A 13707-nucleotide genomic window follows, 5' to 3' on the forward strand; every position below is an offset into this window, starting at 1 on the left:
CGAGGATCAGTTGTTCGAGGCGTCGGCTGCGTCAGCCGCGCTTTCGGAGGAGGCCTGTTCCTGCGGCGCCACGGTGGCGCCCGGTGCGGCTTTTTGCAGACCGGCGACGATCACGCGGTCGCCTGCGGCCACACCTTCGGTGACCACCCAATTCGCGCCCTGATCGCTTTCGACGTTCAGAATGCGTTGTTCGACGACGTTCTCGGCATTGACGACCAAGGCCATCGGGCGACCACGGCGGTCGCGGCTGACCGCCTGTTGCGGCACGAGCACGGCATTGGGCACCACGCCTTGCGGCATTTCGACCTGAACATACATGCCCGGCAACAGGAAATGCTCCGGGTTCGGGAAGGACAGGCGCAGCACGGTCGTGCCGGTGTCTTCGTTCACATAGGGCTCAGCGGCAGAAAGCTCACCGCTATATTCATAGCTTTCGCCATCCGACAGGGTCAGGGTGACGCTCTGGTCATACTCCTCGACCGAGTCGATCTCAGAGCCGCTCCGGCGCCAGCGCAGAATGTCTGCGGCGGCTTGGGTCACGTCAACATAGATCGGGTCCAGGGCGCGGATCGTGGTCAGGGCATTGGCCTGACCGGCAGTGACCAGAGCACCTTGGGTGATCTCGCTAAAGCCGGTGACACCGGAGATCGGCGCGCGAATTTGCGTGCGTTCCAGATCAATCTCGGCGGACAACAGGTTCGCTTCGGCCACTTTCACCGCGGCTGCGGCGGAATCGCGGGCGGCGATGGCGCTGTCGAGGTTCTGTTGAGCCACGACGTTGCGGGTGCGCAGTTCTTCTTGACGGTTGTATTCGATCTCTGCCGATTTCAGTGCGGCTTTGGCTTGGGCCAAGCTGGCTTCGGCAACGGCTTTTTGTGCTTCATAGGTGGCGGCGTCGATTTGATAGAGCGGATCGCCTTCGGTGACCGTGCTGCCCTCTTGGAACAGACGCGATTGGATGATGCCGCTCACCTGCGGGCGCACTTCTGCGGCGGAGGAGGCCGCGACACGGCCGGGCAGCGGCGCAGACAGGGTCACATCCTGAGCTTCCAGCGTCACGACGGTCACGGCGGCCGGTGGCGGACCGTCTTGTGCCAGCGCCGGCACGGCCACTGCGAGGGCCTGAGTGAGGGCGAGAGCGGGCAGCGCCTGGCGCAAGAAGGGAAGGTGAGGGCTGTTCATGAGGGTCTCCGACGAAAACAGCCCGGCCTTTACAGACCGGGGGAAGGGAAGCGGGCGCGCGGCCCGGCGAATTCTATGACATTTGTGTATGTCAAACGTGCGTCATATTTTGATTTACGAGTTATGCTTGAATTTTGATTAAAGAAACCCGATAGTTTTGTAAAGCGACGCGACGGCTTGTGGCTGTGCGTCACCGCTCAATGGCTGTGGGATGAAGCAGATGGCGAAAAAACAGGCACCAAATGGGGCGCCAAACGAAACCGACGCATGTGACAGCGATGCCCCGACCGCGCGGCGACGCGGGCGACCGGTGCAAATGGATATGGCGGCGCGCGAGGAGCGGATCCTTGAAGCGGCCAGTTCACTTTTGACCGAGGGCGGCTTTGACAATGTCACTATGGCCGCCATTGCGCGCCGGGCGGGCATGTCGAAGCGCACGCTCTATGAGCATTTTGACGGCCATGAGGCACTTTTGGGGCGGGTGATTTCGCGCATGGGAGAGCGGATTTTCCGCCCTTTGAAGCCCGAAGATCAGGGGCGCTCTCTGACCGAGCGGCTGCAGATTTTGCTGACCTTGAACAAGCCGCCGGGGGCCGAAAACAGCAAGCTGGAATTCCTGCGCACGCTGATCGCGCGGGCGCACACCTATCCCGTCCTGTCGCGGCAATTGCTTGAGAACGGGCGAGGGCGGTTGATCGGACATGTCTCCGAAGAGCTGGCCCGCGCCAGTAAGGCTGGCGAGATCGAACTTGCGCCCGACTCTGCCGCGCTTGCAGCGGAAATGTTGGTCAATTTGACTTTCGAGGACCCGGTGCCGCGGCTGTTGCTTTGCGTCGAGTGCGATCCCTCACCCGAAGAAATGGTGCGCCGCCGCGATCTGGCGATTTCGCTGTTTCTCCACGGGTGCGGTGCGAAAAACTTGGGCGCGTCTGACTGAAAATGAGGCAGGGGAGGCTGCGATCCGGCGCGTGTGTCGAAATCGCGGGCCTTTGCCGTATCGCGCGGTAAGGTCTCGTGACGGACGACAGAGACGAGACACGACATGAGCGCATATTCCTGCACGCTTGGCGGCGAAAATTTCCGGTTCAAAACCCTCGCGGAGGTCATGGCCAAGGCCACGCCTGCGCGGTCTGGCGATGCGTTGGCCGGGCTGATCGCCGAGAGTGATGTGGAGCGCGTCGCCGCCCAGATGGTGCTGGCGGATCTTCCGTTGAAAGCCTTCCTCGAAGACCTTCTGATCCCCTATGAGGAGGATGAGGTCACGCGCCTGATTGTCGACAGTCACGACGCCGAAGCCTTTGCAATCGTGTCCCATATGACGGTCGGTCAATTCCGTGACTGGCTTTTGTCCGATGCGGCTACGCCTTCCGCGCTCAAGGCGCTCGCGCCGGGGCTGATGCCTGAAATGGCCGCCGCTGTGTCTAAACTCATGCGCAACCGTGATCTCATTGCCGTGGCGCGTAAAATCACCGTCGTGACCGCGTTTCGCAGCACGTTGGGTCTCGAGGGCCGCATCGGCTCGCGTCTGCAACCCAATCATCCGGCGGACGACCTGAAGGGCATCGTCGCCTCCACCCTCGACGGTCTCTCTTATGCGGTTGGTGATGCGGTGATTGGCATCAACCCGGCGACCGACAATATTCCGACCGCGATGACTTTGTTGTCGATGCTCGATGACCTGCGCAGCCGATACGACATCCCGACGCAAAGCTGTGTGTTGACTCATGTCACCAACTCCATCGAGATCATCGAGCGCGGTGCGCCGCTTGATCTGGTGTTCCAGTCCGTCGCGGGCACCGAGGCCGCGAATGAGGGGTTTGGCGTCACGCTGTCGATGCTCAAAGAGGCGCATGATGCCGCGCTGTCGCTGAACCGGGGCACGGTCGGTCAGAACGTGATGTATTTCGAAACCGGGCAGGGCAGTGCTTTGTCCGCTGATGCTCATCACGGCATCGACCAACAGACTTTGGAGGCGCGCGCCTATGCCGTCTGTCGCGCCTATGATCCGCTGATCGTCAACACTGTCGTCGGTTTCATCGGGCCGGAGTATCTCTACGATGGCAAGGAGATCATCCGCGCAGGGTTGGAGGATGTGTTCTGCGGCAAGCTCCTTGGCCTGCCGATGGGCTGTGATGTCTGTTACACCAATCACGCGGAGGCGGATCAGAACGACATGGACGTCTTGATGACGCTCTTGGCCAATGCCCGCGCGCAATTCCTGATCGGGGTGCCGGGTGCCGATGACATCATGCTGAATTACCAAAGCCTGTCGTTCCACGACATCGCCTACCTGCGCAATGCGCTGGGGCTCAGGGCGGCGCCGGAGTTTGAGGCGTGGTTGGAGGCGATGGGGCTGGTGTCGGAGACAGGCCATCTGTTGCAAAGCGATCTTGGCGCGGCGCGGCTCTTGGAGGCAGCGCAATGAGTGACATCGTGAAAGACGCTTGGTCCAAACTCCGAGCCGCCACGCCCGCGCGGATCGGGTTGGGTCGTTCAGGCGCGGGACTGCCAACGGGGGCAAATCTCGAATTCCAATTTGCCCATGCCCGCGCCCGCGATGCGGTGCATTCGGCTTTGGATGTGGCGGCTCTGGAGGCGGAACTTGCGCCCTTCGAGGTGATCCGCGTCACCTCCGCAGCTATGGATCGTGCGAGTTATCTGCGCCGTCCTGACCTTGGTCGCAAACTTGGGGCGGGTGAGGCTGAGAAGCTTAACGCCCGCACGCCTTGCGACGTGGCCTTCGTCATCGCAGATGGCCTGTCCTCGGCGGCGGTGCAGGCTCATGCTGCGGCTGTTGTTCATGCGGCCTCCGAGAAACTCGACGGCCTCATCCTTGGTCCTGTCACGATTGCCACCCAAGCCCGCGTTGCCATCGGGGATGAGATCGGCGCAGCGCTCGGCGCGCGTCTCGTGGTGCTATTGGTCGGCGAGCGGCCCGGCCTCACGGTTGCGGACAGCCTCGGCGCCTATCTGACTTATGCGCCGAAACCCGGCACAAAAGACAGCCAGCGCAACTGCCTGTCGAATATCCATGGCAAGGGCGGCATGAGCTATGATCAAGCGGCCTCGAAGATCGCCTGGCTGACCCGCGCGGCACTTGAGCGCGGGTTGACCGGCACTGGCCTCAAGGAAGAAAGCGGGGCTGTTGAAACAGAAAATGCCCCGTTGATCGACGGGGCATAATCCAGATTTATCAATTAGTTGATCGAACGTCTTACGTCGCCGCTGCAACAGTCGTCAGGCCATTGTCCACCGCGTCCAGAATGCGGTCGATGTCATCGGCTTTCGAGATCAAGGCCGGCGAGAAGCACAGCGTGTTGTTAAAGCCCGGCACGGAGCGGTTGGTCGCGCCGATGATCACGCCTTGCTTGTCGCATTCGGCCACCACCGCCTGCACCAGCTTTTCAGAGAGCGGTTCTTTGGTCTCGCGATCCGCCACCAGTTCCGCGCCACAGAACAGGCCAAGGCCGCGTGTGTTGCCAATGAGCGCATGTTTGTCCATCAGCTCGTCGAGGCCGTCCATCAGGCGCTGGCCCATCACTTTGGTGTTGTCGAGCAACCCCTCTTCCTCAATGATCGCCACGTTTTCAATTGCCGCCGCCGGACCGCCGGTGCAGCCGCCAAAGGTCGAGATGTCGCGGAAATAGTTCAGCGGGTCCTCGGCGTTGTCCTTGAACATGCCGAACACTTCGTCGGTGGTCAGCATCACGGCGATGGCGGCATAGCCCGAGGCGACGCCTTTTGCGGTGGTCACGAAATCCGGTTTGATGCCGTAGTTCTGATAACCGAACCACTCGCCCGTGCGTCCCATGCCGCAGACGACCTCGTCGATGTGCAGGAGAATGTCGTATTTCTTGCAGATCTCCTGCACCTTCTCCCAATAGCCTTTCGGGGGCACGATCACGCCACCGCCCGCGGTCACCGGCTCAAGACAGAGCGCGCCCACGGTGTCGGGGCCTTCGCGCAGGATCACCTCCTCGATGGCCTCGGCGGCACGTTCGCCGTAATTCTCGACGTCCCACTGTTTGCGGTACTCAAGGCAATGCGGCACCTCGACGAAATCCGGCACGAAGGGACCGTAATGCGTGGCGCGCTGTTGCTGGCCGCAGGCCGAGAGGGTCGCCACGGTTGTGCCATGGTAATCGCGGTCGCGGTAGAGGATTTTCGACTTCTTTCCACCGTAGCGTTGCGCAGAAATCTGACGCACCATTTTGAAAGCCTTTTCATTGGCTTCCGATCCGGAGTTGCAGTAATACATGCGGGTGAGGCCCGGCGTTTTCGCGGTCAGAACCTCGGCAAATTTCGCGCCGGGAACAGAGCCCGCAGAGCCCGCGAAATAGTTCATCTTAATCAGCTGATCGCGCACCGCATTGGCGATCCGTTCGCGGCCGTAACCGACGTTCACCGTCCAGACGCCGCCGGACACCGCATCTAGAAACTCGCGCCCGTTCTGGTCCCAAACCGACATACCTTTGCCCTCGACAATGATCCGCGGATCACGGCTTTCCAGAAGCTGGTGCTGGAACATGTGGTGCCAGACGTGGGCGCGGTCGGCCTCGACGATGGCGGAGAGATCATTGTCATGCATTGGGGAAACTCCATTCTTGACCCGACAATCCAATCGGGTGTGCGCGAGCGGTCATAGTCTCAGTCAAAAGCAATTATAAGGGCAGATCAATGGCAGCGGGCTTCTGGACTCATTTTTTCCATTCACTGGTACCTTTGCGGCCGATGATTTTGCGGCAAGGAAGGGGGCATGACACAGACATTTACCCCTCCCGCCGACGCTGTGGCCGCAATCGCCGCCTATCGCAACCTCAATCTCGTGGGGGGCGTGCAGGTGGCCGTGGGCCAGGGTCTTGATGTTTTGAACCCGGCGACGGGCGCGGTTCTGGGGCAAGCGGCGGCCTCGGGCGCGGCGGAGACCGAGGCGGCGGTGGCGGCGGCGAATGTGGCGGGTTCGGGCTGGGCCGCGATGCCCGCACGAGAACGTGGCAAGGCGGTGGCCGCGGGCGGGCGCGCCCTGTTGGAGCATTTCGAAATCGTCGCGCAGGTTCTGGCCCGCGAGACCGGAAAAGCCATCCGCACGGAATGCAGGGGCGAGGTGAAGACCGCCGCAGATATCCTTGAATTCTATGGCGGATTGGGGTCCGAGCTCAAAGGCGAAACCATCCCGTTCAGCCCGCACATGTTGACCATGACCACCCGCGAACCTCTGGGTGTGGTCGCCGCGATCGTGCCGTGGAACGTGCCTTTGGTCCTGATGATGCTCAAGATCGCGCCCGCTTTGGTGGCGGGCAATACGGTGGTGGTGAAGGCGTCTGAGGAGGCGCCTTTTGCCACCTATCTGGCCGCAGACATCCTTATGCAATTCCTGCCCGACGGCGTTTTGAACGTGATCAATGGCACGGGCGCGGACTGTGGCGCGGCGTTGACCGCACATGCGGATGTCGCCAAAATCACCTTCACCGGCTCAGAGGCCGTGGGCGAAACCGTCTACAAAGCCGGCGCCGAGCGCATCGTGCCGGTGTCTTTGGAATTGGGCGGCAAATCCCCGATGATCATCTGCGACGACGCCAATCTGGACAAGGCGGTGGCGGGCGCCATCTCCGGCATGCGCTTCACGCGGCAGGGGCAAAGCTGCACCGCATCGTCGCGGATTTATGTGCATAAAAGTCTCTATGACGCCTTCCTCTCAGCGCTTATCAAAGAGCTGAACACGCTCAAAATCGGCGATCCGCTGGACGAGGCAACGGATATTGGCACGATTATCAACGCCAAACAGGCCGCCGTGGTCGCGGGCTATGTGGCGCAAGCCGAGGGCACAGAGGGCGCGCGTGTGATCCGCTGCGGCACGCTGCCCGAAAGCGCCGATCTGACGCCCGATCTCTTTGCTCTACCGACGCTTTTGCTCGATTTGCCCGAAGATCACCCCTGTGTGCAGAACGAGATTTTCGGCCCCGTCGCGGTCATTCAAAAATGGTCCGACTATGAGGATGTGATTGCGAAAGCCAACGACAGCCGCTACGGGCTGGCCGCCACGGTCTGGACCGAAAACCTGTCCCGCGCGTTGGATGCCACATCGCGGCTCAACGCGGGCTATGTACAGGTGAATCAAAACCTGACGATCCAGCCCAATGTCTCCTACGGGGGCTTCGGGCGTTCGGGGTTGGGTAAGGAGGCATCGCTGGAGGCTATGCTTGCGCATTTCACGCGGTCCAAGACGATTGTGATCGCGATGGACTAAGGGCTTCATGCTCTCGTATTCACGAAGACGCCAGCCCCTCAATCACCGCACTCAACTCTGAAATTCCCGACGCGATCTTGTTGAGGTCAATCGCCCCGAAGCCCAGCCGTAGCCTGTTTCGCGGCGCATCCGAGCGCAGGTAATGCGGCGTGCCGTCTTCGACCAAGACCCCACGTGCCTCGGCCTCTTCTTTGACTATGCCCGCCTCGACACCCTCGGGCAGCGTGATCCAGACGCCCGAGCCGCCAGTGGTCATGGTCACCTCGCAGCCGGGCAGTTGTCGGTCGATCTCACGCAGCATTTCGCGCCATTTCTCTGCCATGCCCCGGCGATGCCGCCGGATGTGGGCATCGTAATGGCCTTCGGACAGAAACAGCGCCATGGCCCGTTGTGCCAGCGCAGAGGGGTGGCGATACATCAGGCGCCGCAGGTGACGCAGCTCCCGGATCACCTCGCGGTCAGCGGCGATGAACCCCAGCCGGATGCCGGGAAACAGCGGTTTCGTCAGCGAGCCAATGTGGATCACCCGACCTGTGGCATCAAGCGCCTTGAGCGTGGGGTGCTGGGCGCCGACGAAGTTCAGCTCGTGTTCGTAATCGTCTTCTAAGATTAGGAAATCCTGCGCGGCGGCTGCCTCAAGAATAGCGAGACGGCGCTCCATCGGCATGGTGATATTGGTCGGACTCTGATGCCCCGGCGTGAGATACACCAGATCGGCCTCGGCCAGCTCCGGCCCCGGTTTTAACCCCTTGCGATCCACCGGGACGGGGACGACGCGGGCACCTTGGGCGGCGAAGATGTTGCGTGCATCGACATAGCCGGGGTCCTCGATGAAAATGCTGCGACCCGGCGCGAGGAACAGGTTGGCCACCATCCAGATCGCGTTCTGCGCCCCCACCGTGATCAGCAACTCATCGGCGTCGGCGCGAAACCCGCGCTGGGGCAGGATACGGCGTGAGACTTGGTCGAGCAAAAGCGGATCGTCGGCATCAACGCGGTCATCCGCCCAGGACCCGACATGGCGCGTCGTGCCCGCTCGGCGCAGGCAATCGCGCCAGCGCGCGACTGAGATTTCATCGCGTCCGACTTGACCATAGAGGAACGGGTAGGGAAAGCGCCGCCAGTCTTTGCGCTTGTCGATGTTCATCTGGTCGGAAAACCTTCGCGGCAGAAAGCGGTTGAAATCGGGGGGCGTTCCGCCACCGCTCTGTCGGCGTGGTGGCGCGACGTTGAGTTTTTCGCGGACGAAATTCTCGTCGATGAAATAGCCGCGCCGGGGCTTCGCGGTGATGAACCCGTCCTGATGCAGCCGGTCATAGACAATCGAGATCGTGTTGCGCGAGACCTTGAGGGTCTTGGCAAATTCGCGCGACGAGGGCAGCGGATCGACGGGCGAGAGCGCGCCGTCGAGAATGGCCTGAATGAGGCGTTCCTGAATTTGATGCTGAAGCGAGGCGCTTTGGTCAAAACCCTGTTCGAAATACCGGTCCAGCATGGTGTCTGATCTTTTGCTGAGGGGCATCGGCGCCCGTTTCGTTGCTGCCAGTGCGGCAGGCACTCTCCTAACGTCAACGCCACTCTATTGTGCAGCGCCGAGCCGTCCAGAGGGGAAAGCGCCTCTGGTCCTATAGTTTGCCCCTTCTGGCTCTAAATTGAGCAGAAGACGGCCCCATAGGCTTTCCGATGAGCGGTTCAAGGACAACAGTCGGGCCGCGGCGTTTTCAAGGGGGCGAAGCCTCGCAACCCTCGAAGGGCAAACAAAAATCAAAACATCACGGGGAGTGACATGACAAAACTCAAATCCACCACATCTGGTGCTACCACGATCGGGGGCGCGACGGGCCTCAAACGCCGCTCGTTCCTGAAAGGCACCGCGACCGTGCTCGGCGGTCTGGCGGCACCCGCCATCGTGAGCCGCTCTGCGCTCGCGTCTTCGGGCGAGATCAATGTGATGATGTGGTCTGATTACCTGCCGGAAAGCTTTGTGACAGCGTTCGAGGGCTCGACCGGCATCAAGCTCAACTTCACCGGCATCGGCTCCAACGAGGAGATCATCAACAAGCTCAAAGCGACTGGCGGCGAAGGCTTCGACATCGTGTCGCCGACCGTGAACCGCAACCTTTTGTGGGCGGAACTGGGCCTGTTGCAGCCCTTCGACATGTCGAAAATCGCCATTGAAAAGGTCAACCCAGCAATGGCTTTGGGGGAGAAACACTGGAACTTCGGTGGCGAAGGCACCTTCTGGGTGCCGCATATCTGGGGGACCGAAGGCGTCGCGTGGCGCACTGACATGTTCACGCCGGCGGGCGAGTTCCCGTCCTATTACGACATCTGGGACGACGCCAATGCGGGCAAAACTATGGGCCGCGGTCACTCCATGCTCTTGGGTCTTGGCCTTGGCATGGAACGCCTCGGCATGATGGAGCCCGGCTCCATGTGGGCCGCCTATGAGACGCCGGAGAAAATGACCGAGGTCTGGACTATGTTGGTCGAGCATGCGATTGAAAAGAAAGGCAATATCAAGCTGATCTGGAACGATGCTGACACCCAGAAGAACGGTCTTTTGAACGAAGGTGTCATCGTCGGCCAGACCTGGGATGGCCCGCCGATCGCGCTGAAGAACGAAGGCGAGCCGGTGATGTACCGTGCGCCGGTCGAGGGGGCGATGGCTTGGGTTGATGGCATGGCGATGCCGACGGGTGCCACCAATATCGAACAGGCCTATGCCTTCATCGAGGCCTGCTACAACCCCGAATGGGCTGGTGAGGCGATCAAGACCCATGGCTACAACTCGCCCGTACTGGGTGCGGATGCCTTTGGCGGTGAGATCTATGCCAAAAACTTCGCCGACGCCTATCCGGGTGAGGCTTTGGGCAACCTCAACGCCTGGCCCGCAGAGGCGCCGTGGTATTCGGAAATGCGCACCGAATTCACCAATAAATTCCTCTCCGCCTAATTCAGATCTGGCCCCGTGCGGACATGCGCGGGGCCTTTTCACGTTCAATTCATAAGAGAGGCAACATGCCCGACCAGACCCCGGACCGCTCCGTCCTCCTCGATCACGTCTCCATCCGTTTTGGCAATTTCACCGCCGTCGATAATGCCAATCTGAAAATCAATTCCGGCGAATTCTTTTCCTTTCTCGGGCCGTCTGGCTGCGGGAAAACCACCATGCTGCGCTGTATTTCCGGCTTTTCCGAGCCGACCGAAGGCAAGGTGCTGATCGGCGGCAAGGATATGGCCGGTGTCGGCCCGAACAAACGTCCGACCGCGTTGATTTTCCAACATCTGGCGCTCTTCCCGCTGATGTCCGTGGCGGAGAATATCGCCTTTCCTCTGGAGGTTCGGGGCGTGTCCAAAAAAGAGCGCCGTAAAAAGGCGGACGAGCTGTTGGACATGATTGCCCTGCCGGGGATCGGCGACAAGAAGGTCTCGGAACTGTCAGGCGGCCAGAAACAGCGCGTGGCGATTGCCCGCGCGCTGGCCGTTGAGCCGGATATTTTGCTCTTGGACGAGCCTTTGTCGGCGCTCGATCTCAAGCTACGCCAGCACATGCGCACAGAGCTGCGCGCCATTCAAAAGCAGGTTGGCGTGACCTTCATCTACATCACCCACGACCAAGGCGAGGCGCTGACCATGTCTGATCGCGTGGCCGTCATGAGCCGGGGCGTGATCGAACAGGTGGGTGAACCGGATCGCATCTACAACCGGCCTCGCTCCGCCTTCGTGGCATCTTTCGTCGGCGAAAACAATGCATTGCAAGGTGTCATTAAGGGGCAGTCGGGCGACTTGGCAGCCCTTGAGACGCCCATGGGCACGTTCGAGGCGCGTGTCGGTGGCGGGCGCAAATACAAGGCAGGTGACGAGGCGCTTTTGTTTGTGCGCCCAGAACAGCTCATCCCCGGAGCGAGTGAAAACGCCTTTCCTGCCACGCTCACGCGGCAGGAATTCGAGGGCGCGACCAATCATGTCTTTGCGAAAGCCGGAGACACCGAGCTGCGCATCTCCATGGTGAACGCGGGGCTGGCGGGCAGCCTTCCGGGGCAGGGCGAAAGCCTCTCTCTGGGGTTTCAGCCGATGAACGCGACGATCCTTCCGGTCGGCCATATGGCGAGTGAATCATGAAACAGCTGAAGCTCGCCTACACCACCTTGCTCGCCAAACACGGCATGGGCGCCGCGCTGTTCATTGCCATCGCGGTGACGCTTTGGGTCGTGGTCTTCATTACCCTCCCGCAGCTCTCGATGCTGAATTATTCTTTCCGCTTTAACCTGCCGGTCGATCAGCTCGGCACTGAGGCGGATCACTATACGCTCGAGCAATATCGCAGCTTTTTCTTCAACGCGGACGGCTCGTTTAACACGCTCGACATCACGATCCTGATCCGCACGTTGATTGCGGCGCTGATCGTGACCGTGATTGATGTGCTCATCTGCTATCCCATCGCCTATATCCTCGCCCATGGCGCCAAGGGCGTCGCCGCGCGGCTCATGGTGATCGGGCTGATCATTCCTTATTGGATCAATGAAATCCTGCGTGCTTTTGCCTTTCGCGTGCTCTTTGGCTCGACGGGGGTGGTCAATACCTGGGGCATGCAAATGGGGCTTTGGGACGCGCCGGTGGATTTCATCCGCGCCGATGTTGCGCTCTATTGTGGCCTTGCCTACGCCTATATCCTCCTGATGGTTTTCCCGATGTACAACGCCATCGAAGCGCTGGATCACACCCAGGTCGAAGCCGCCCGCGACATGGGCTCGCCTTTGTGGCGGGTGCATTGGCGGGTGGTTTTGCCGATGGCCAAACCCGGCATCGTCTCGGGGGCGACCATGGTCTTTATGCTGACCGCAGGTGCGCTGGCCGCGCCGCAGATCTTGGGCGGGCCGTCGTCCCTGTGGTTCACGCAGCTCATCTATCAGTGGTTTAACGAGTCCTCGAACTGGCCCAGAGGCTCGGCCTATGCCGTGGTGCTTTTGGTGACCTGTATCAGCTTTGTTTTGCTGATGATGCGCGTGTTCAAGGTTTCCGTCGGGGAGATTGGCAAATGAACAGGCATACGCTTTTCGGAGGCGCTTATGCGCTTGCCTTCTTCTCTTTCCTGTTCGGTCCGCTCGTGATCATGGCGACCACCGCTTTCAACTCCTCGCGGTTTCCGCGTGTGGCGCCGTGGGAGTGTTTCACCACGGGCTGGTTTGGAGAGTTGTTCGGCAACGCGCGTTTGATGGAAGGGCTGATGAACTCCGTCATCATCGGGGTGGGCGTTGTCGCCTTGGCTGTGCCCATCGGGCTTGCAGGGGCTTTAGCCTTGTCCGAACTGCCTGCAAAGCTGCGCTCGATGCTTTACACAGTGCTGATCCTGCCGATCCTGATCCCCGGCGTTGTGCTCGGGATTTCGACCATTGTGCTTTGGGGCCAGATCACGCGTGGCACGGGCGCGGGGTTTCTTTACAATGGCTATTTCCTGACCATCGTGGGTCAGATCACCTTTGTGTCCGCCTACGCCATGTTGGTGTTCATCGCGCGACTTCAACGCTTTGACGCGACCCAGACCGAAGCCGCACTCGATTTGGGCGCCACTCCCGGTCAGGCGTTTCGCAAGATCCTCTTGCCCTTCATGGCGCCCGCGATTGGCTCTGCGGCGTTTATCACGCTCTTGGCCTCTTTCGAGAACTACAACACGACTGTGTTCACGGTTCTCTCAGAGAGCACCTTCACCACGGCGCTGGCGTCCAAAGTGCGCCACGGCACGGACCCATCCTTGTCGGCCTTGGCAGTGATCATCATCACGCTCACGTTGGTTGGCGCGCTGACCAACGAGGCTTATCAGCGCCGCAAAGAGGCCGAGAGCGGTGGTCGCGCGTCACGTTCGCCGCTTTACGCCAATCCGGTGACGCGGGCACTGACCCATCCCGGCATCGTCTTTGCGATCCTCGTGACGGTGATCGGCGGCATTTCTTACGCGGGCTCGCAATATGACAGCTCGGTCTGTGAGGCGGCTGTGTTGCAGGAGAAGCTGGATCGTCAGGAAGAGCTGCGGGCCGAACAGCGGGCGCGGATCGAAGCGCAGGAGGCGGAGCAGCAATCTACCTTGCCGAAATCGAACTCAGCCTTCGGCGGCGCGTTCGGCGGGCTTGGAGGTGGGACACCTGCGCCTGAGGCGCCAGCCGCTCCGAAGCCCGAAAGCCCCTCGGCCTTTGGTGGGGCGTTCGGTGGGATCACTGCGCCGAAACCTGAGGAATAGGAAAGGGGGCCAAATGGCCCCCTTTTTCTTCGCCCGAAGA

General features: G+C 60.8%; 11 protein-coding genes. 8 read left to right on the plus strand and 3 right to left on the minus strand.

What is annotated here, in order from left to right; all coding sequences use genetic code 11:
• Positions 1-6: 6 nt before the first annotated feature.
• Positions 7-1182, minus strand: coding sequence for an efflux RND transporter periplasmic adaptor subunit (locus J5Y17_RS04525; RefSeq protein ID WP_219784007.1), 1176 nt, complete (start codon positions 1180-1182; stop codon positions 7-9).
• A 220-nt stretch (positions 1183-1402) separates the two neighbouring features.
• Here J5Y17_RS04525 and J5Y17_RS04530 point away from each other — a divergent pair, with 220 nt between their 5' ends.
• The 3 genes from J5Y17_RS04530 to eutC all read left to right on the plus strand — a co-directional run bounded on the left by J5Y17_RS04530 (position 1403) and on the right by eutC (position 4365).
• Positions 1403-2119, plus strand: coding sequence for a TetR/AcrR family transcriptional regulator (locus tag J5Y17_RS04530; RefSeq protein ID WP_219784008.1), 717 nt, complete (start codon positions 1403-1405; stop codon positions 2117-2119).
• A 105-nt stretch (positions 2120-2224) separates the two neighbouring features.
• Positions 2225-3607 carry an ethanolamine ammonia-lyase subunit EutB gene (locus J5Y17_RS04535; protein ID WP_219784009.1) on the plus strand — a complete coding sequence of 461 codons (1383 nt, stop codon included), beginning with the start codon at positions 2225-2227 and terminating at the stop codon, positions 3605-3607.
• The gene (gene eutC / locus J5Y17_RS04540; protein WP_219784010.1) at positions 3604-4365 is read left to right on the plus strand and encodes an ethanolamine ammonia-lyase subunit EutC; all 762 of its coding nucleotides are present in this window, start codon (positions 3604-3606) and stop codon (positions 4363-4365) included. The genes J5Y17_RS04535 and eutC overlap by 4 nt, the downstream gene beginning before the upstream one ends.
• A 31-nt stretch (positions 4366-4396) precedes the next feature.
• Here eutC and J5Y17_RS04545 read toward each other — a convergent pair whose 3' ends face one another.
• Entirely contained in the window at positions 4397-5770 is a 1374-nt protein-coding gene (locus tag J5Y17_RS04545) for an aspartate aminotransferase family protein (RefSeq protein WP_219784011.1), read from the minus strand.
• Positions 5771-5938: 168 nt separating this feature from the next.
• Between J5Y17_RS04545 and J5Y17_RS04550 the strand changes: the two genes are divergently transcribed.
• The gene (locus J5Y17_RS04550) at positions 5939-7429 is read left to right on the plus strand and encodes an aldehyde dehydrogenase family protein (protein WP_219784012.1); all 1491 of its coding nucleotides are present in this window, start codon (positions 5939-5941) and stop codon (positions 7427-7429) included.
• 19 nt (positions 7430-7448) lie between these two features.
• On the opposite strand, the gene J5Y17_RS04555 is transcribed toward J5Y17_RS04550, so the two are convergent.
• Positions 7449-8924: a PLP-dependent aminotransferase family protein gene (locus J5Y17_RS04555; RefSeq protein ID WP_219784013.1), complete on the minus strand. Its 1476-nt coding sequence runs from the start codon at positions 8922-8924 to the stop codon at positions 7449-7451.
• Between the two features lie 291 nt (positions 8925-9215).
• Between J5Y17_RS04555 and J5Y17_RS04560 the strand changes: the two genes are divergently transcribed.
• The 4 genes from J5Y17_RS04560 (at position 9216) to J5Y17_RS04575 (ending at position 13667) form a co-directional block, all read left to right on the plus strand.
• Positions 9216-10385: an extracellular solute-binding protein gene (locus J5Y17_RS04560; protein ID WP_255571850.1), complete on the plus strand. Its 1170-nt coding sequence runs from the start codon at positions 9216-9218 to the stop codon at positions 10383-10385.
• A 65-nt stretch (positions 10386-10450) separates the two neighbouring features.
• Positions 10451-11554, plus strand: a complete 1104-nt coding sequence (locus J5Y17_RS04565; RefSeq protein WP_219784014.1) for an ABC transporter ATP-binding protein — start codon at positions 10451-10453, stop codon at positions 11552-11554.
• Positions 11551-12474 carry an ABC transporter permease gene (locus tag J5Y17_RS04570; protein WP_255571851.1) on the plus strand — a complete coding sequence of 308 codons (924 nt, stop codon included), beginning with the start codon at positions 11551-11553 and terminating at the stop codon, positions 12472-12474. Before J5Y17_RS04565 ends, J5Y17_RS04570 begins: the two co-directional genes overlap by 4 nt.
• The gene (locus J5Y17_RS04575; protein WP_219784015.1) at positions 12471-13667 is read left to right on the plus strand and encodes an ABC transporter permease; all 1197 of its coding nucleotides are present in this window, start codon (positions 12471-12473) and stop codon (positions 13665-13667) included. The genes J5Y17_RS04570 and J5Y17_RS04575 overlap by 4 nt, the downstream gene beginning before the upstream one ends.
• Positions 13668-13707: the final 40 nt, after the last annotated feature.

This window comes from Celeribacter sp. PS-C1, from assembly GCF_019429625.1.
In the GTDB taxonomy this organism is placed as follows: Bacteria; Pseudomonadota; Alphaproteobacteria; order Rhodobacterales; family Rhodobacteraceae; genus Celeribacter.

Bases quoted from the DNA above. Each gene is read 5' to 3' on its own strand.
- J5Y17_RS04525 (WP_219784007.1), bottom strand. From the start codon at position 1,182: ATGAACAGCCCTCACCTTCCCTTCTTGCGCCAGGCGCTGCCCGCTCTC.
- J5Y17_RS04530 (WP_219784008.1), top strand. From the start codon at position 1,403: ATGGCGAAAAAACAGGCACCAAATGGGGCGCCAAACGAAACCGACGCA.
- J5Y17_RS04535 (WP_219784009.1), top strand. From the start codon at position 2,225: ATGAGCGCATATTCCTGCACGCTTGGCGGCGAAAATTTCCGGTTCAAA.
- eutC (WP_219784010.1), top strand. From the start codon at position 3,604: ATGAGTGACATCGTGAAAGACGCTTGGTCCAAACTCCGAGCCGCCACG.
- J5Y17_RS04545 (WP_219784011.1), bottom strand. From the start codon at position 5,770: ATGCATGACAATGATCTCTCCGCCATCGTCGAGGCCGACCGCGCCCAC.
- J5Y17_RS04550 (WP_219784012.1), top strand. From the start codon at position 5,939: ATGACACAGACATTTACCCCTCCCGCCGACGCTGTGGCCGCAATCGCC.
- J5Y17_RS04555 (WP_219784013.1), bottom strand. From the start codon at position 8,924: ATGCTGGACCGGTATTTCGAACAGGGTTTTGACCAAAGCGCCTCGCTT.
- J5Y17_RS04560 (WP_255571850.1), top strand. From the start codon at position 9,216: ATGACAAAACTCAAATCCACCACATCTGGTGCTACCACGATCGGGGGC.
- J5Y17_RS04565 (WP_219784014.1), top strand. From the start codon at position 10,451: ATGCCCGACCAGACCCCGGACCGCTCCGTCCTCCTCGATCACGTCTCC.
- J5Y17_RS04570 (WP_255571851.1), top strand. From the start codon at position 11,551: ATGAAACAGCTGAAGCTCGCCTACACCACCTTGCTCGCCAAACACGGC.
- J5Y17_RS04575 (WP_219784015.1), top strand. From the start codon at position 12,471: ATGAACAGGCATACGCTTTTCGGAGGCGCTTATGCGCTTGCCTTCTTC.